Origin of the sequence: Ferrimonas aestuarii, assembly GCF_005116665.1 — a bacterium.
Classification (GTDB): domain Bacteria; phylum Pseudomonadota; class Gammaproteobacteria; order Enterobacterales; family Shewanellaceae; genus Ferrimonas; species Ferrimonas aestuarii.
In genome coordinates, this window is sequence record NZ_SWCJ01000009.1 from 1 (window position 1) to 18,941 (window position 18,941).

11 protein-coding genes are annotated in these 18,941 nt (G+C 52.3%); 7 read left to right on the forward strand and 4 right to left on the reverse strand.

Annotated elements, in window-relative coordinates:
* Positions 1 to 168: 168 nt before the first annotated feature.
* Positions 169 to 3,030 (reverse strand): TonB-dependent receptor, encoded by a 2,862-nt coding sequence (locus FCL42_RS12430; protein ID WP_136863745.1) that lies wholly within the window; start codon positions 3,028 to 3,030, stop codon positions 169 to 171.
* Between the two features lie 330 nt (positions 3,031 to 3,360).
* On the opposite strand from FCL42_RS12430, the gene FCL42_RS12435 reads away from it, so the two are divergent.
* The 6 genes from FCL42_RS12435 (at position 3,361) to FCL42_RS12460 (ending at position 12,066) form a co-directional block, all read left to right on the forward strand.
* The gene (locus FCL42_RS12435) at positions 3,361 to 4,014 is read left to right on the forward strand and encodes a pyrimidine 5'-nucleotidase (protein WP_136863746.1); all 654 of its coding nucleotides are present in this window, start codon (positions 3,361 to 3,363) and stop codon (positions 4,012 to 4,014) included.
* Between the two features lie 167 nt (positions 4,015 to 4,181).
* Positions 4,182 to 7,325 (forward strand): glycoside hydrolase family 2 TIM barrel-domain containing protein, encoded by a 3,144-nt coding sequence (locus FCL42_RS12440; RefSeq protein ID WP_136863747.1) that lies wholly within the window; start codon positions 4,182 to 4,184, stop codon positions 7,323 to 7,325.
* A 40-nt stretch (positions 7,326 to 7,365) separates the two neighbouring features.
* Positions 7,366 to 8,841 (forward strand): solute:sodium symporter family transporter, encoded by a 1,476-nt coding sequence (locus tag FCL42_RS12445; RefSeq protein ID WP_136863748.1) that lies wholly within the window; start codon positions 7,366 to 7,368, stop codon positions 8,839 to 8,841.
* Positions 8,842 to 9,909, forward strand: coding sequence for a UDP-glucose--hexose-1-phosphate uridylyltransferase (locus tag FCL42_RS12450; protein WP_136863749.1), 1,068 nt, complete (start codon positions 8,842 to 8,844; stop codon positions 9,907 to 9,909).
* Entirely contained in the window at positions 9,906 to 11,048 is a 1,143-nt protein-coding gene (gene galK / locus FCL42_RS12455) for a galactokinase (protein WP_136863750.1), read from the forward strand. Before FCL42_RS12450 ends, galK begins: the two co-directional genes overlap by 4 nt.
* A complete protein-coding gene (locus FCL42_RS12460) occupies positions 11,038 to 12,066 on the forward strand; it encodes an aldose epimerase family protein (protein WP_169308381.1) in 1,029 nt (342 codons plus the stop codon). Before galK ends, FCL42_RS12460 begins: the two co-directional genes overlap by 11 nt.
* A 23-nt stretch (positions 12,067 to 12,089) precedes the next feature.
* Here the strand turns inward: FCL42_RS12460 and FCL42_RS12465 are convergent, their stop codons facing one another.
* Both FCL42_RS12465 and FCL42_RS12470 read right to left on the reverse strand, forming a co-directional pair.
* On the reverse strand, positions 12,090 to 14,060 hold the full coding sequence (locus FCL42_RS12465; protein ID WP_136863752.1) for a U32 family peptidase: 1,971 nt from the start codon (positions 14,058 to 14,060) through the stop codon (positions 12,090 to 12,092).
* 240 nt (positions 14,061 to 14,300) lie between these two features.
* Positions 14,301 to 15,170, reverse strand: a complete 870-nt coding sequence (locus FCL42_RS12470) for a LysM peptidoglycan-binding domain-containing protein (RefSeq protein WP_136863753.1) — start codon at positions 15,168 to 15,170, stop codon at positions 14,301 to 14,303.
* A 278-nt stretch (positions 15,171 to 15,448) separates the two neighbouring features.
* On the opposite strand from FCL42_RS12470, the gene gltS reads away from it, so the two are divergent.
* Positions 15,449 to 16,681: a sodium/glutamate symporter gene (gene gltS, locus FCL42_RS12475; protein ID WP_136863754.1), complete on the forward strand. Its 1,233-nt coding sequence runs from the start codon at positions 15,449 to 15,451 to the stop codon at positions 16,679 to 16,681.
* A gap of 47 nt (positions 16,682 to 16,728) precedes the next feature.
* On the opposite strand, the gene FCL42_RS12480 is transcribed toward gltS, so the two are convergent.
* Entirely contained in the window at positions 16,729 to 18,891 is a 2,163-nt protein-coding gene (locus FCL42_RS12480; protein WP_136863755.1) for a DUF6359 domain-containing protein, read from the reverse strand.
* Between the last annotated feature and the right edge of the window lie 50 nt (positions 18,892 to 18,941).

Genomic DNA, 18,941 nt, shown 5'->3' on the forward strand with positions numbered 1-18,941 from the left:
AGCTCAATAGGAAAGGTAAGCTGCGACATCGAAACGGCTGGTGGCTGGTGAGTGGTTTTGTTTGGCGATGAAACTCTAACCTAACCAGCCGTTTCTGTATCTATTCCCCGCTCATCCGCGAAGAACCTTAAAAAAGGGGCCGAAGCCCCTTATTACGTCATTGCACTCTTAGAAACGGTAGTTGGTTCCCAAGAAGAATGCGCGGCCTTGGGTATCATATAGGCCATCACCATCGTATACATACGGATTACGTGGTGGAGCCTTATCGAAGGCATTAAGAACACCAAAACGCAGAGTCCAGTCTTGGTTCACATCATAGGTACCGGTGAAGTCCCAAGTGGTGTGAGATGGAATGTCGTTGTAGTTGTTGTTCTCTGGCTGCCAATCGTTGCTGGCTACCGCAGAGTGACGATAGTTGGCCAACGCATCGATGGTCAATTCATCGTAAGTCCAGCTAACAGTAAAGCGAGCTTTCCAACGTGGGTCAGTGTATTCACCCACATCTTTTTGCAGATCCGCTTCGAAACCTGTTGGATTGTACTCCCACTTTTCCAGATAGGTTGCAATCAAGTGAATGCGGAAATCACCCAGAGAGTCCAGAGAGAAACGGTAGTCGGTCTCAATATCCAAGCCTTTCACGTCGAATGACGCAGAATTCACCGGACGCTCAACGAAATCAATAATGTTTCCAGTGACGCTATCACGAGTAAACAGGCCACAGTAGATGTTATCTAGCGACTCAGAGTCGTAACAGTAACGAACCGCGGTATTTACCGAGATATAGTTAATTGCATCGGTGATCTCAAAAGACCAATAATCCATCGTAACGGAAAAATCTTCGATGAAGCTTGGGGTATAAACGAAACCGATGGTGTAATCACGGGAGGTCTCAGCATCTAGGTCTGGGTTACCAGAAATCGAACCTGGGCGAGAGCCTTGGTACCAATCATCTGTTGGATTCCAGCCGTTACCGTAACCAGCAGCGGTACAGTTCTTCTTACGATTTTCGTTTGGACCTTGATCAATGTTAGCGACATCACAAACATCTGTGATACTGGCAAACGTCTGTCCGCCTGGATCAAACAGTTCGCCGATGTTTGGTGCACGTACGGACTTGGACTTGTTAGCACGGAAACGAAGATCAGCAATTGGTGCCCAGCTTACGCCCAGCTTCCAAGCGTCCTCTTTACCTGCGGTGCTGTAGTCCATCCAGCGGTACGCCAGATCGAAAGTCAGATCATCTGCCAAGAACATACCGTCAAATACAGGGATGCTCATCTCGATAGCTGCTTCAGTTACATCGTAGTCGCCATCAGAAGGTACAGCAGTATTACCAAAAATAGTACCGTCAATAAGTGCTTGGTCTGGAGTGGTACTCGCTTCTTCTTTACGGTATTCGATACTGAAAGCAACACCCAAATCGCCAGCAGGCAATTCATAGACACTACCACTTAAGAAGGCACCCGCACTAAATTGATCTGTGTCCGCACTACGACCAGCAGATGTTTGAACCCAGTCAATCGCCTCCTGACTCGCTTGATTCACACCAAATAGGTTTAACGGTACACAACCGGCAGCGCGAGCGGCTTCATCACGACATACGATGTTGCCATTGGCATCAACAATTGCATCTTTGGCTTGATGATAACGCTGATCCCAAATTTCACCCGTCCACAAGGTTGTCTCTTCTAGAGCGCCTTTCTGCGCGTAAACGCTGTATTCCCAGTTATCATTAATAGCACCCTCTAAACCGAGCATAAAGCGCAGCGTTTCACGCTCTTGCTCATATTTTCGGTTACCAAACTCGGTATCGATACGATAGAAAGTAAACTCATCAGCACCGGTTCTATCTAGAAGTGCTTTAGTTTCTGCTGTCAAGAAAGCGTTATCCGCTTTCACTGTATTTGCAGGATCATAGGTGTGGAATACCGGAGAGCTCTCACCATGGGTGTCATACTTGGCGTAGGTAATTTCAGAAACAATTTTATGATCGTCATTGATTTCATAATCATTGTTAAATGTTAATACCCAGCGTTCAAGAGGAGTTCGAATAAAGGAGTAATTGGTTGGATCGTAGCCTTCACAGCTTGGGCCACAATAATTCCCATTATTGTTTGCATAATCAGGACCTGGGATTAAGCCTTCCCCATAGTCGAATGGTTTCAGGTTACCATTTTCATCAAAGGTAAACTGGCCCTCTGAAGTAAAGAAGGTACCGGCCTCATTGATCCAAGACAGTGGCTTACGCCCCTCGTATTGAATTCGAGCTGGCAAACCGTCTTCACCATCAACATTATCGGGATTGTGAATGCTACCGACAGGGTTGCTCAAGAAGTCTCGGTCAGTTGCTTTCAACTGCTTCTGTTCAGCATAAGTTACGTTGAAAACACTGGACAATTTGCCATCCAAGTAATCACCACCGAAGGTGAAAGACGCCTGCATCTCTTCACCGCCGCTCTGCTCAGGCTGGATGTACGACAGATCGACTTCAGCACCTTGGATATCTTTACGAGTGATGATGTTCACCACGCCAGCAATCGCATCAGAACCGTATACAGCAGAGGCACCGCCGGTGACCACTTCAATACGCTCAACAATTGCCGTTGGAATGGTATTCAAGTCAACTGCTGAATTACCATTTGAACCAGCCACGAAACGACGGCCATTTACCAAAACCAGGGTACGATCTGCCCCTAAACCTCGTAGGTTTGTGGTATTCAAACCATTAGCAAAAATGAAGTTATTGGAGGTTTCTGGTGACAAGCCAACAGTGGAGGACGGCAGTTGGTTAAGGATATCGGCTACGTTAGTAATACCCATATCTGCCATCTGTGCGCCAGTTACCACGGTCACCGGGGTTGGGGACAGATCACCGATACGCTTAATGCGCGAACCGGTAACTTCAATACGTTCTACTTCTTCGGCTTCCTGCTCCTGTGCGACTGCACCAAAGCCAACCATGCCTGTCACACCTACCGCTGAAATCAGCGCCAGCTTGATAGACTTGGACAACGTACTTTCCATTCTCATTATTATATCTCCCTAAATGATTGCTGTGTGCGTTAATAACCCGCAATCCGATTGTTATTTTTTGTTATTAACAGGAAAACATACTACATACGAAAAACCTTAAATCAACAATTTCATTTCAAAACGGTTTCCATTAGATACAAATTTAGAAACACTTAAGATTGTATAAAGTATTTAATTTAAGCAATTAATTGAAGCTCAAATGAAACAACCAACGCAAGATACTGATTTAAAAGGATTATAAAATGAGTGTTGTATATTTTTGCCAGCGGGGAGATGATGAGGGAATAAATAAAAACCAAAATGTTAACAAGTTGTAAAGGTTATTTTTTGAACAAACTTGAATTCGAACAGACTGTACTCCTCTTTGATCTTGATAATACGCTTTATCTACCCAGTGCCGGTATTCTTGACCAGATCGGTCAACGAATGAAACGCTATGTTGCCAACTCATTGAACCTTAGTTTTGAACAAGCCACTGAGCTCTGTTTTGGTTACTATCACCGATATGGCGGAACATTGCGTGGCCTGCAACAACATCACCCAGAAGTGGATTTGGATGACTTCAGTGTTTACGCCCACAACGTCGACACCAGCTTACTGCACCCGCAACCGCAGCTGGCCACGGCGCTAAATGGGTTGCAAAACAGGAAATACATCTTCACCAATTCCGCGCTGCCTTACGCCAAGCGCCTACTGGAGAAGATGGAGTTACAGAATTGTTTCGACGGCATCTTTTCCGTGGAAGATACCGACTTCAAAATGAAGCCAGACGCCATCGCCTATGAGCGAATTTGCCGCAAGTTCGACGTCGATCCGAACAAAGCAATGATGTTTGACGACCAACCGGCCAACCTAGAAACGGCCGCGTCCATGGGAATGAAGACGGTACTCGTTAACCGCAGCGACATCACCGCGCCAACCACTACCTACGCCACCAGCGAGCTAACGCAGTTTCTTATCGGCCTAAAATCCGCCTCATAAAAACCAGCTCAGCAGCCACCGTAGTGACAACAACCGCACTCTCGCAGTGCGGTTGTTATGTCATTGTGCGCCAAAGTGTATACATTATTCAAATATATCGATAGGATGTTAAAAAAATGTCACTTGATTGACACCTTGACCAGATAAAAACAACAAAGGAACAGGGAATGTCCTTAATCTCACTGAGAAATGTCGCCATCGCTGGCGCACTGCTGAGTAACGTCGTCATGGCACAGGAACGCTGGCAAGATCACACCGTTTTTCAGATCAACAAGGCGAAGCCTAGGGCCAGTTTTTTTGGTCATACTTCATCAGAGGCAGCCCTGTCTCAGGCACAAGTAGATAGCCCTAACTACCTTAGCTTGAATGGCAACTGGCCATTTCACTGGGTAGAAAAGCCCGCGAATGCACCTGCGGATTTCTACCTCCCCAAGTTTACCCCCGAGAACTGGTCGGAGATTCACGTACCCGGAAATTGGGAGTCACAAGGTTTTGGCCACGCCATCTATCTGGATGAACGCTACCCTTTCACCACCAGCTGGCCAGATGCCCCCACCGACTACAACCCCACCGGCTCTTATCGCAAAACCTTTACCCTCCCCAGCAACTGGCAGTCGCGAAAAGTATGGCTGCACGTCGGCGCTGCCCGCTCCGCCTTAACGGTGTACGTCAATGGTAAAGAGGTGGGATACAGTCAGGGGGCAAAAACGCCAGCGGAATTCGACATCAGCGACTACGTTACCGAAGGAGATAACCTACTGGCGTTTCGCATTATGCGATGGTCTGATGCCAGTTATCTGGAAAGCCAAGACATGCTTAGGGTCACAGGCATTGAGCGAGACGTTTATCTCTACAGCACCCCCAAGACCTATTTGGCCGACATCGATGCCAACGCAGAGCTTAATAAGAACTTCTCAAAGGGCACAGTTAATTTGGGCATAACGCTGCGCAATGAAGACCAGCAAGAGGCCAACTACAGCGTAATCACCAAACTGCTGGATCCCCGTTTAGGGATGAAAACCGTCTCCTTTAAGCGCAGCCAACTCACCATCAAGGCAGGCGCTCCCAATTCCCAGCAGATAAAACACCAGATTGACGCCCCAGCCCTATGGAGTGCCGAAACGCCAAACCTCTACACCCTGCTGGTAAGCGTTGTCGACGCCGAGGGTCAGGAGATCGAAGCCACCACTCAGCAGATAGGCTTTCGCCATATCCAGATACAAAACAGTCAGCTATTGGTGAATGGCAAGGCGATCACCATTCGAGGTGTTGACCGCCATGAGACGGATCCCTATACCGGGCATGTGGTAAGTCGAGCACGGATGGAGCAAGACATCCGGCTAATGAAGCAAAACAACATCAATGCGGTGCGCACGGCCCATTACCCCAATGACCCCTACTGGCTAACACTGACCGACAGATACGGGCTCTATGTGGTGGGCGAGGCCAATATTGAGTCGCACCCTCTGGCAATCAGTGAGGATACACAAATTGGCAACGAGATGAGCTGGTACCCGGCGCACCTTGAGCGGGTAAAGCGCATGGTCGAGCGAGATAAAAACCACCCGTCAATCATCATCTGGTCCCTTGGCAATGAGGCGGGTCACGGTCAAGTGTTCGAGCAGATGTATGACTGGGTGAAGCAGCGAGATCCCAGTAGGCCAGTGCAGTACGAGCCTGCAGGTTTGGCCCGTTACACCGACATATTCTGCCCCATGTACCCCTCCATCGAGCGTTTGGAGAAGTTTGCTGCCAACAACCCCGACCGCCCCGGCATCATGATCGAGTACGCCCACGCCATGGGCAACTCTGTCGGCAACTTAAAAGAGTACTGGCAAGTGATCAACCGCTACCCTGCCCTGCAAGGCGGCTTTATCTGGGACTGGGTAGACCAATCTTGGGAACGCACCAATGATAAAGGCCAAACCTATCTGGCCTACGGTAAAGATTACCATCCCGACCTTCCTACCGACGGCAACTTCTTAAATAACGGCCTGGTGGATCCTCATCGCAACCCGCACCCTCACCTAGCCGAGGTTAAAAAGGTGTATCAGCCGTTTCGCTTTATCCAAACTCGCCAGGGAACGATTGAGCTGAACAACCGCTTTGATTTCATCTCGAGCTCATCCTATGCATTCTATTGGCGACTCCAGCGAGATGGCGTCACTGTCGCCACAGACAAATTAGCCGTGCCAGACACCCCTGCGGGCGCAAGCTCGCTTCTCACCTTGCCCGCCGCCGCGCTCGCGACCGCAGGCAATGGCGACTACGTACTGACGCTGGAAGCTCGCCAAGCCATCCCGTCATTTGGGCTGGATACCGGCCACCTGATTGCCTGGGATCAGTTTGAGCTCAAACGCAAAACCCTGTCACCGGTGATGCCAACTGAGGGCAAGCCATTGTCCTACCAAGCCGGTCAATTCAGTGCCAATGGCCTGCAAATTGGATTTAACGAACAAGGCTGGCTTAATAACATCACAATCGATGGCCAGCCGCTACTCACTGCGCCTCTGGTGGCGCAATTTTGGCGTCCACCAACGGATAACGATCTGGGCAATCAGATGGTGGAGTGGGCCGATTTTTGGCGTCATGCCGCCTCGGAGTTGGTGTTAGAGCGCCAATCCGATGAAGCCCATGACGGAGGCCATCAATTCCGCCGTTTCTATCACCACCCTCAAGGCATATCCCTTGAAGTGCGTTATCTGCTTGCCGGTGATGGTCGCCTTGAGATCGAGCTGATGCTGGATGCAGACCCAGCACTGCCAAAACTGCCGAAATTCGGCCTGACCACGGAGCTTGAATTCCCCTATCGCTTCCTTAGTTGGTATGGCCGCGGCCCCGAGGAGAACTACTGGGATAGAAATTCCGGCAGCGCCATCGGCCGCTATGCACTGCCGGTGGACGATGCCTGGCATCGGTACAGTCGCCCTCAGGAGACCGGCCTTCGCACCGACCTTCGTTACGTGGCCCTGCGAAATCAGCACGGGTTAGGCTTAATGGCCATCGCCCAAGGCCCCCTGCAAAGCAGTGCTTGGCCCTTTGCCCTTGCAGAGATCGATTACGACCCTACCAAAGATGGCAGCGAGTCCGCTTCCGGCCTAGTACCGGTGACCAGCAAACACGGCGGCGAAATCGCCCTTGCTAATTCAGTGACTTGGAATCTGGATTATCGCCAGATGGGGGTTGGCGGCGACACCTCCTGGGGACGCCCGGTGCACGAACAGTTCACCCTAAACCCAGGTAAACACCGATTTACCCTGATCCTAGTGCCTCTTCGAGCCGGCGAGGATGCCAGTAAGCACTATCGATAAGTGATCGTCAAAAACAATAATCAGTAAAGGAAAACTCACCATGGACGGTAGCACCTTGATTCAGGGCGGCATCTTTTTGCTGCTCACCCTGAGCGTTGCCCTTTTTACCTATCTTAAGTGTCGTCATGCACCGCGAGATACCAACGACAGTAGAGACTACTTTCTCGCCGGTGGCGGCCTCTCTTGGCTGGTGGTTGCCGGTTCAATGATGATGACCAACATCAGCGCCGAACAGATCGTCGGCATGAATGGCGCCCAAACCCTACTGATCGCTTGGTGGGAGATCGCCGCAGCCATCGGCATCGTCATTCTGGCGAAATGGCTTATCCCCATCTACTACCGTTATGGCTGCACCACCACCACCGAACTGCTGGAGCGCCGATATCAAGATAAAGGCATCCGCGCCCTGGTATCACTGCTGTTTATGGCTGGCTACATGTTTATTTTGCTGCCAACGGTGCTCTACACCGGCTCACTGTTTATGGTGTCGATGTTTGATATCCAGTTCAGTGTGTTAGGGTTGTCCCCCGTGCTTTGCATCGCCATGTTCTTTGCCATCAGCGGTGCTGCCTACGCCATTTTTGGCGGCTTACGAGCCATAGCCATCTCAGACAGCCTCAACGGCATCGGGCTGCTGGCATTGGGTGCCATCGTCACGGTGTTGGCACTGGAAGCCATCGGTTGGGACTTAAGCGGCATACCGGCAGAGCGGTTAACCTTAATCGGCGCACCGGACTCTGAGATTCCCCTCTCCACCTTGTTCACCGGCATGCTGTTTATTCAGATCTTCTATTGGGGCACCAACATGGTGATCACCCAGCGAGCGTTGGCGGCCAAAAGCGTAAAAGAGGCTCAAAAAGGGCTCTATCTCACCGCAGTGTTTAAGCTGCTGATTCCATTAATCGTTGTGCTGCCCGGTATCGTCGCCTTTAAACTCTACGGCGACATCGGTGATGCCAGTTATGGCCGTTTGGTGGCGGACATCTTACCGGCGCCACTTTCCGGTGCCTTTGCGGCGGTGATCTTTGGTGCGGTGCTCAGCTCTTTCAACTCCTGTCTAAACTCCGCCGCCGCCCTGTATACCTGCGACATTCACCATAACTACATCGATAAAAACGCCTGCGTAAAGCGCATCGGCACACGCACAGCACTGGTGTTTACCGTGGTTGCCGTGGCACTGGTACCGGTATTTGCTGGCGCCGACAGCATCATCAACCTGCTGCAGCAGCTCAACGGACTCTACTCAATGCCCGTATTAGCCGCCTTCATCTGTGCGCTGGTATTTCGCAATGTCCACCCCATTGCCATTAAATTGGGCATGGTGTTTGGGGTATGCCTCTATGCCATCTACACCTTCGTGGGCGACCCTTTAGTACTGCTAGGCGTGAACGAAACGCCGCTGCACTTTATCCATAATATGGGCATCACTTTGTGCGTAACCGTTGTTTTAACACTATTATTTAGTAAGTTACTAGGTGGCCAGCCGCAATCTCAACTCCAGGCACAAGGACAGTAGATGGACTTGAAACACAACGAGCAGCCCCATCGCCGCTACAACCCATTAAGTGGCGATTGGGTACTGGTCTCCCCGCACCGAAGCAAACGCCCCTGGCAAGGAGCACAGGAGAGTGCCGCGGCGATTCCCGACGTGGAACACGATGCCAACTGCTACCTCTGCCCCAATAATCAACGCATAAATGGTGAGCAGAACCCTAACTACGATGGCCCCTTTGTGTTTCGCAATGACTTTGCGGCGGTGGCCTCACCTCAATCACCATCTGACCGTTATGGCCGCAATACGGCCTTTCAGTCACAAAGTCGCCTGTTTCAAAGCCAACGCGCCGAGGGAGAGTGCCGGGTACTGTGCTACTCCCCCCATCACAGCCAAACACTGGCCACCATGGCGGAAGCTAAGGTGGTGGAAGTAGTAAAAATGTGGCGGCAACAGGCACAGGAGCTGCGTCAGCACTATCCATGGGTGCAGATTTTTGAGAATCGGGGTGAGATGATGGGCTGCTCCAACCCCCATCCCCATGGGCAGATCTGGGCCGTAAATCACCTGCCCACACTCGCGCAGCGCACCGATGCCAACCTCGAAGCCTACAGCAAGCAGCATCAATCCAATCTGCTGCTGGACTACCTGAAGCAGGAGCTAACGCTTAAAGAGCGCATCGTGTTGGATAACGACTATTGGACCGTCTTGGTGCCCTACTGGGCGGCTTGGCCCTATGAAACCTTGCTGTTGCCAAAGCGCCACATAGCCCATTTGGACGGTCTTGGGGACGATGAAGCCGTACAGTTAGCCAGCATTTTGCAAGGGCTGCTGATCCGCTACGACAATCTGTTTAGATGTTCATTTCCCTTCTCCATGGGTTGGCATGGGGCCCCAGGGGCCGATCGAAATGGCGCCCATTGGCAGCTGCACGGCCATTTTTATCCGCCACTGCTTCGCAGCGCCACGGTGCGAAAGTTTATGGTTGGCTACGAAATGCTCTCTGAATCCCAACGGGACATCACCCCGGAGCAAGCAGCCCACACTCTCAGGTCGCTGTGCTCAACTCACTACTCCATGGAGAGGAAATGATGTTATCCCTTACCGATGCCTTTGTTTTGGAGTTCGGCTATGCTCCCTCGGCCATTTATCAAGCCCCTGGGCGGGTTAATCTGATTGGCGAGCATACGGATTACAATCAGGGTTTCGTGCTGCCCTGCGCCATCAACTTCGCCACTCAGATCGCCATCAAGCCCCGTCAAGACCATCAATTTATTGCGGTGGCCTGCAACTACGACAACCAGCGCAGTCGCTGGGATCTGGACAAGGCCCAGCCCAGCCATGACGCGCCGTGGTCAGATTACCTAAAAGGGATCACTCAGGTATTGGTCAAGCGAGGATATCGTCTGAGCGGTTTTGATCTCATGGTTCGAGGTGACGTTCCGCTGGGCGCTGGGCTAAGCTCCTCCGCCGCCCTCTCCATCGCCTTTGCCTACGCGCTGAATGATCAGCTGCAGTTGGGATTGTCGGGCCTTGGCTTGGCCCAAGTTGCCCAGCAGGCAGAAAATGAATTTGTTGGCTGCCAATGCGGCATCATGGATCAGCTCATCAGCGCCATCGGCACCCAGAGCTACGCGGCGCTGATCGATTGCCAAAGCCTCAGCTGGCAAGGGATCCCCATCCCAGCGGAGATGGAGCTTTTGATTGTGCACTCCAACGTCAAGCGGGGGCTGGTTGACTCCGAATACAACCTAAGACGGCAACAGTGTGAGCAGGTTGCACGCTTTTTCGGTCACAACTCCTTACGAGGGCTTTCCATCGAAGAGCTTAATGAAGCCCGATCGCAGCTAGACCCTGTGATGTTTCGGCGAGCTCGTCACGTCTTAAGTGAAAACCAACGTGTGCTGGGGTTGGCCGATGCCCTAGTGGCCAACAACCCTGCCGCCATCTCTCAAATCATGCGCAGCTCTCATCAATCGATGGCGGAAGATTTTGAGATCACCGTGCCGGCCATCGACGCCTTAGTGAGCATCATTCACTCGGAAATTGGCGATACTGGCGGAGTTCGCATGACTGGCGGCGGGTTTGGCGGATGCGTTGTTTCTCTGCTGCCATCGGATAAAAAGCAAGCAGTTGTGGACAGAGTTGTACAGGAATATCCCAAAAATTCGGGACTTTATGCTACCTTCTTCAACACGAAAGCCAGTTCAGGAGCCTGTCGTGTCCGTTAGCATTACCTCTTTGCCCGCGTGGGAGCACTACCGCGTTGGCCTACTACCCCGTTATCAACTAGACAATGGTCAGATTCGAATGGAGGTGCTCGCCCTTGGCGGCATTGTCCGAAAGCTCGAACTAAAACGCGATGACGGCAGCTGGCAAAATCTGGTTTTAGGCTGTGATAGCGCCGGCGACTACCTCTCTCAAAAAGCCTGTTTGGGTTCCATCGTCGGCCGCTGGGCCAACCGCATTGCCAACAGCAGCTGTAAAGTCGACGGCCAAACCCTAGAGCTGGACGCTAACCTTTACCCCCATCACCTCCATGGCGGTCTCGCCGGCTTCCACCACCGTGTATTCCAGCTCTGCCCCATTGAAGATGGCCTGCAGCTTAAGCTAACCAGCGCCGATGGCGAAGCCGGATTCCCGGGGAATCTGGATGTGGTGGTGAACTATCGCCTAGACGGTAGCAATTGGAAGGTAGAGATGGCGGCGGAGGTGGACAAGCCCTGCCCGGTGAATCTCACCCAGCACAGCTACTTCAACTTTGGTCATGCGCTCACCGACTACCAACTGGAGTGTCACGCCCCCTACATCGTTCTTACCGACAATGAGGGCATTCCGGTCACTTTGGAGCGCAGCGATAAAAGTCCACTCAACCTCAGTGGCAACGCCCGCATTGGCGACCTGTTTGAGCAGCCCTTGGAAGAGATTCGTCAAGTAGGCGGGCTGGATCACTGCTATCTGTGGACCAACGATGACCGCCAGCTTAAGCCTCGAGTAACGGTCACCGCCCCAACAACCGGCCTGAAAATGACCCTGCATTCTGACCAACCAGGCATGCAGATCTACACCGGCAACCATTTGGGCGGCACCCCAGCCTACGAAGGCCGCTGCTACAAACACCATCAAGGCATCGCATTGGAGCCAGGCCTTTGGCCTGATGCTCCCAATCAGCCTGGTGATACCAAAGGCATTCTTCGGCCAGGGGAGCGTTATCAGCACACCAGTGTGTATCAGTTTGAGCGCATCTAGCCCAAACGAAACAAACGGGGTCGTTACAGGCCCCGTTTTACCATCTGCTCACAGGTGTTGGCATACGCAGACTCGATGCACTGCGTGTCACCACTGAGCGCCTGTTGCCACGCCGCTAGCCATGGCTTTTGTTCCAATTTGCACTGGGTTGCAGATGGCAATTTACGCGTGTCCACCACCGCCATCGATAACCTCCCCTCAAGGGCACGCAGCAGGCGTAGATTTAAGCTATGTCGGTCGGCATACAGGGCACAGTGCTCCCCTTTCCTCTTCACAACGTGAAAAAGCTGCCCAGATTCGCTCTCCAATTTGGCCCGCTTGTGACAGTCGCTTACGCAGTGCTCATCCATCCGTGCCAGACGACAGCCTCGGGTCTGTTGGATAAGACATTGACGGGAAGTCATCAATTTTTGCGGCGCGCTGATCACCGCCCCAAGCTCAAACCCATTGGGCCGCTTAATGTGGCGAACCTGTTTGTCACTCAGCTCCCCAGACACCATGGCTCCTTTAGCCCCTAAAGCTTCGAGCGCTTGCAAAGCGTAGCTGTTGGCCAGATTTAGCTCTGGGCCTGCGATCCAATCAAAACCCAATCTCTGGGCCAGTTCGGCGCAGCCTAGGTTGTTCACCACTAAGGTTCGTGGGCGTAACTGAGCCAACAGCAACTGCAGGCGCTTGTAATCCTCACCAAAGAGGACTGCCGGTAACCAAAGGCCCAGATCTGGCCGTTGATTCAGCGTCGATGCCAGTGAAGTTAGCTCTTGGCTGATGCGAGATGGCAAGCCATAAAAACAATCGATGCCCGCCTTCCCACAGTCGTCGGCAGCAACTGGATCATCCACAATCAGGGTCAGCCGTGCGCTGACCTCGTGTTCAGGATGGCTTAGCTTACTAAGCTCAACCTGAGCCCCTTGTCTGGATTTAATGGGCACAGCCGCCGCGAAGTCTTCGGTCAAGGTTGCGATGTCGGCAGCCATATGCGCCATCAGTTCGGTCTTATCTTGATACAATCGCTGCTTAATCTGTTTAAAAGCCACTGAGCCGCCATCCACACCCAACTTGTTGGCCCGATGATAGGGTGCGAAATCCATTGGATTATCAATGAACATCTGACTTCCCAGCTCTCCAGTCAGATAGTCGGCACTAAAGTCGCGGTTAAACACCTGATAGAGTGCCTCTTTATCCTTTGACGCCGTGTTTCCCCCATCGAAACGATCGATCTGCTGTCGCCACTGCTTTACCACCTGATACACATAATGAGGCTTTTTAATTCGGCCTTCGATTTTGAGGGAATATGCGTTGGCGTCAGCCAACTGAGCGACCGATTCAAAGGCGCAGTTATCTTTCATATTTAGGGGGTAGCGATGGCCCGCTTTGGTCTGCTGATACGCATCGCGGCAAGGTTGACTGCAGCGGCCTCGGTTTCCGGAAGAGCCCGATTGCCACGAGCTCATTAAGCACAAGCCAGACACGCTGACGCAATAGGAGCCGTGGACGAATACCTCTGTGTCCATCTGTTGCGACTTGGCATAGTTACCCAGTTCGGCGATCTCAGATAGGCTGAGCTCTCGGGACAGATTCACCCGCTTCACCCCAAATTGCTTCAGCAGAGCCATCTGGCCAACGTTGTGGGTGTTCATCTGAGTTGATGCGTGCAGTTCAAACTCGGGGAAGTGGCGTTGAATCAGGAGCAGCGCCCCCAGATCTTGAACAATCACGCCATCAACCGCAGTTTGATACAACTGGCTGAGCGTTCGAACAAATGCGGGAATCTCGGTTTCCAGCACCATGATATTGAGAGTGACAAACACCTTAACCCCACGCCCGTGAGCTAATGGCAATATGGCGTTGAGATCGTCCAGCGAAAGGTTTTGGGCACGATTTCTCGCATTAAACCGCCCAAGACCGCAGTAGATGGCATCAGCCCCTGCCGCAATGGCAGCCTTGATGGACTCCAGATCCCCTCCTGGAGCCAACAGCTCAAACCGTGATGCCATAAATCCACCCTCAATAAAAAAGGGCGCATACTACCAAATTCATCCTAAAGCTGTCGAAGACAACGGCCTAGATTAACAATCTTGTCGGCCAGCCACAGCAAAACGAACAGGGCATCGCACCCGTGACCGCTGCCATCACGCATTCAACCTGCTAACACCGTCAAAGAGAGCTTATTCCCCAAAAAAATAGCCCGAGGGACTCGGGCTAATCTATTTAGGCATGAACAACCGATTGGGATTTTAGGAGGTCAACGCCGACATCGCCTGTTCAAAACGGTCGGTTCTATCGGCGAGGCCGTTGACGCCACCGTTGATAAGCTTGGTGATGATAACGATGTTATTGGGATCACCACTGCTGCCGCCATCGGCATAACGATTAATATTCCGGCTTTGCCAATACCAGCACGCTGAGCCGACCGCCAGTTCCATGTGATTAGCAATCAGATCCGGCTGGCTTACCACATCGGTGCCTGTATCGGAGGCAAAACGTCGATAGTTGTCTTTGCCCGTCAGTTGAATGAAACCTCGGCCTCGATAACGCCAGCCGTCGCCGCTGGACTCACTGCCATTGCCCATTCGATCGGCATAGACCCGATTGGCGATCTTTTCCGGCTGACGGGCGTACGCCTCAGCCAAAGCGTCCGTTGGAAAGTACTTACCAAAGGTCGATTGCAGCGCAGTCGCGCTGTAATTCAGGTTTTCCGTGGTGGCAAGAAAACTCATGGACTCATGGCCAACCTGAGCTAAAAAATGCGCCTGACGCCGCGTGCCAACGATCTGATAACGGGGCAACACCTCATTCAAAGCGGCGCAAAGGTCGTCCACACGCTGTGAGCGGAGTTTAGGCACCGCTCGCATTAACAATGGCGGGGTTAGTTCAACGAAATCGGACGAAGAGACACTGGGGCGATTTTGAGGCGAGCTCACTGTGGCAATCTGCTCTTTCGCTGGCGCTTGCTCTGGGGGCAGGGTCAGCTTCTGGCCAACAAATATCTGATTGGGATCGGCGAGATGATTTAATTCAACAATCTGATTTACCGCCTGCAGCGAACCAAGCTGTTCTTTAGCGATGGATGACAGGGTATCTCCGGGCTTTACTGTGTAGATCATGGCAACGCTCCTTGTTGTGAGCGCTAAGTATGGTGCGAATGGGCGCAGGCCTCTCAGGGGAATCTCTGAAATCTACGTAAGATTATGCGACTTATGATTCGTTTACGCGCCACCAATACTGAATCTCAACCTGAACCTAAGCTAAACCAACCCCCAATTTCATTTAATTTCACTTGGTATTTTAATGGGCTATGTTTACCGTTGTTGCTTTTCATCCACCCTCGATTACCGCTCCTGTTGTTTGAAATGGGGCGACGCTTCCATCTAATGGAGAGTTCATGGATATTCAATCCGTTACCGTGCCGGCCTTTGTCTCTTTCACACTGGCGATCATTGTGTTGTTCGCTGGCAAAGCCCTGACGCTCAAATACGCGATTTTGCAAAAATACAGTATTCCAGAGCCGGTTGTGGGCGGCTTTGCCTGTGCCATCGTTGTTGGTCTGGCGTACTACCTGTTCGATTATCAGTTGACCTTTCAATTGGAAGTGATGGATTGGCTGCTGGTGTACTTTTTTACTGGAATTGGCCTACGCGCCGACATTCAAACCCTGCTAAAAGGCGGAAAGCCACTGCTTATTCTGTTGGTGCTGGCCTCCAGTTACATTGTCCTGCAGAACGTGTTGGGAATGAGCGTGGCCTCCCTATTTGGGCTAGACCCTCGAGCGGGATTGATGTCTGGCTCAGTCTCTCTAACCGGCGGTGTGGGCACCACCATGGCGTGGGCACCCACCTTTGTCCAAGAGCTGGGTATTGCAAACGCCACCGAGTTGGGGGTGGCCTCGAACACCTTAGGCTTGATTGGTGCCTGCTGCATCGGTGGCCCCATTGCCGCGTTTCTGGTTAAGCGCCATAACCTAGAAACCAGTCACAATGACGATCTGACCATCGGTACTCGTCACAATGAAGCGGCCCGAAACATCAGCGTTAACTATTTCGGCGTACTGCGTGCCTGGTTGTGGCTTAACGTCTCGATGATTTTAGGCTACAGCCTTAATGAATCCCTTGAAGCGGCCGGGGTGAAGCTGCCTCTGTTCGTCGCGTGTTTGCTGGCGGGTATCGCTTTAGGAAACTTCGGCCGCTGGTTATTAGGCCGCCTCAAAAATCCAACCCTTAAAAACTACGCCGACGACGCGGAGCATGGCCTCACGCTCATCTCCGACATCTGTTTGGGGATGTTCTTAACCATGGCGCTGATGAGCCTGCAGATCTGGAAACTGGAGGGCAGTTTTGTCTACATCTGTACCGTGGTGGGCTTACAGGTTTTGATGTCGGTCTGTTTCACCCTGTGGGTGGTATTTCGAGCCATGGGCAAGGATTATCAGGCGGCGGTGATCTGCGCCGGTTTTGGCGGGGTTACCTTGGGCTCTACCGCGACGGCCATCGTTAATATGCAAGCGGTCACCCAGCAGTACGGCGCCGCAAGGCAAGCCTTTATCGTGGTGCCTCTGGTGTGCGGTTTCTTCATCGACATTGTCAACGCCATCGTCATTAACACCATGATCGGCTTCTAATCAACAGGCTCAGCCATCGAGGCTGAGCCTTATTTTTCAGGGTTTATCTAGTCAACCAAATAGATTTCAGACACCTGTTCAATGCTTGGCTGACTCATGTAGTTGTCTCGCTTACCCCGCACCACCAGCGTCTGCTGCAGCAGTTGAGGGTTCAGTTTGGGGCTAAACTCACCGCGCTGGTCGGCCTCAAGTTTGATTAACAGCTCACTGTTACCATCTTCGAGTTTTAGCCCATAGACATCGTTTACCGCCTCGGTAATGACGCCATAGACCAGCACCTGTTGTCCACTTGGCAACGCCCGAGCTTCGGTGATGCTTAGGGCCTGCTCCGGTACCCCGCCGGGAGCGGGGTCAACGGGCTCTGTCATCGACAGGGTATCGATGGCGGTAACCGACTTCACCCCAGGTAGGTTCGCATAGCGCTGCTTCTTACCCTGCACGCGGATCAGCGCCCCCACAATATCGGCGTTATTGTTGGGGCTATACTGAGCTCGAAAGGCCGAAGGCAGCTGCACATTGATTGACCCCACCCCAGATTCATCGGTCAACTCGACCGCATACACACTGTTAAAGGGTGCAGACACCACCCCAACCATATCCACCTTCGCCCCCTCTTCCAGTGACAACACCTCATTGACTGACTGGTATGGCTGGGCAATCGCCATCTCATTAACGTATTCAATGCTCGGACCGGACATGTAACTGTCACGTCGACCGCTAACAATAAGCGTCTTTCCAATCAACTCAGGGTTATTTACAGGGCTGAATTCAGCCCGATACTGGCTTTCCAATTTGACGTTGATGGTCACGCTATTATCGCTGCTGTCCGCCAGCAGCAGGGCATATTCCCCATTGAGCTCTGCGGTAATGACGCCTGAAACTCGCACCTCAGTGCCCTGCCCCAATGCCAATGCCTGAGTGACTGACAGGGTACCCGTAGGCGGCGTTGGATCGCTAGGATCGCCACCGTTGTCACCACCAGGCCCCGATGATGCCCCATAAGCGCCAAATGCGAATGTTGAGCTGTCCCAAGGGTTGTAGCTTCCCGACGGCTGACTCCAGGGCTGACCGTTATCAGGGTCGTCTTGCTCTACCGCCACCATAGGCGATGGCGTTGGCTCTCCAGCAGGATGGGCCACACTGCCAAACTCGGTGTAACTTTCAGGCGTTGCCAACCAGTTAATGATGTTGACTGCCAGCACCGACGCATGGCCGGGGTCAGTCCAACCAGGATAGGTCTTCTTGCTGTTGCCATTGTCCTGACGCTTGTATTTGGGGCTTGCGTCCTCAATGGGGGATGAATCGCCAATAAAGGCCGCTTTACCCGCGCCGGATTTAGCGATGGCCACATAGGGTCCTTCCGCACGGCCGCCAAGGTAGATGCCGCTGTCTACCGCGTGTCTCCATTTGGTGGGGGTGTCTGAGCTGGAAAAATAGACCAAGCCCTTCGCCTTAGTTTCATCAACGATGGCGAGGGTAGCACCGGCCGCCATTAATATGGGCTCCACCCCTTGGGTCAGTCCTTCGGTTTGATTCGATGGCTCAACCCCGCTGACGCCGGCCTTGTAATCCACACCATTAAAACGAAAACGGATGCCAAAATTCTGTGCCAACCAACCGGCGTTGGCCTGCTGCGGGTTGCGAAGGTCACCGTAGGCACCGCCCAGATTGTATTGACTTAACGCTGAGCGGTTGTAGCCATTAAACACCTCGGTGGCATCCCAGGTATTGAGATTGCGATCCGCATTGTAATGATCGGCGATAAAGAAGATCCCTTTACCCGCAGCAACAAATTGCTCAAGGGCGGCGTACTCCGTTTGGGTAAAGGGGCGATTGGTTTCCGCCAACACCAATACATCCGCTTCGGCGATGGCGCTGTAGGTGATGATCGCTTCGTTTCCTTGGGCGTTTGGCTGGTTCAGATCGTCAACGTAATCGATAACGCCATTGCCATTAAGGTCAACGCCGCGATACTCCTTAACTCGATAGCCTTGAGTCACCAGCGCATCGGCGAAATCTGAAAATGCGCCATCAATAACCCAATCCGCATTGCCTTCGGTTCCACCGTGGGAGACATCAAACAGAACGGTTTTGCCATTACTCTGCCCTGCTTCCGGGGCTTTTTCTGGGGCAGGATAGTTCCAGCCATAGGCTTGAGCCTGGGCTGTGACCAGCAGCCCAACTAGGGGTAATAGTGAGTAGTTTTTCATCTGGAAATTCCTTATTCCTTTGATTTGATTACTCATCGAATTGATAAGCC

Bases quoted from the DNA above. Each gene is read 5' to 3' on its own strand.
- FCL42_RS12430 (WP_136863745.1), bottom strand. From the start codon at position 3,030: ATGAGAATGGAAAGTACGTTGTCCAAGTCTATCAAGCTGGCGCTGATT.
- FCL42_RS12440 (WP_136863747.1), top strand. From the start codon at position 4,182: ATGTCCTTAATCTCACTGAGAAATGTCGCCATCGCTGGCGCACTGCTG.
- FCL42_RS12445 (WP_136863748.1), top strand. From the start codon at position 7,366: ATGGACGGTAGCACCTTGATTCAGGGCGGCATCTTTTTGCTGCTCACC.
- FCL42_RS12450 (WP_136863749.1), top strand. From the start codon at position 8,842: ATGGACTTGAAACACAACGAGCAGCCCCATCGCCGCTACAACCCATTA.
- galK (WP_136863750.1), top strand. From the start codon at position 9,906: ATGATGTTATCCCTTACCGATGCCTTTGTTTTGGAGTTCGGCTATGCT.
- FCL42_RS12465 (WP_136863752.1), bottom strand. From the start codon at position 14,060: ATGGCATCACGGTTTGAGCTGTTGGCTCCAGGAGGGGATCTGGAGTCC.
- FCL42_RS12470 (WP_136863753.1), bottom strand. From the start codon at position 15,170: ATGATCTACACAGTAAAGCCCGGAGATACCCTGTCATCCATCGCTAAA.
- gltS (WP_136863754.1), top strand. From the start codon at position 15,449: ATGGATATTCAATCCGTTACCGTGCCGGCCTTTGTCTCTTTCACACTG.
- FCL42_RS12480 (WP_136863755.1), bottom strand. From the start codon at position 18,891: ATGAAAAACTACTCACTATTACCCCTAGTTGGGCTGCTGGTCACAGCC.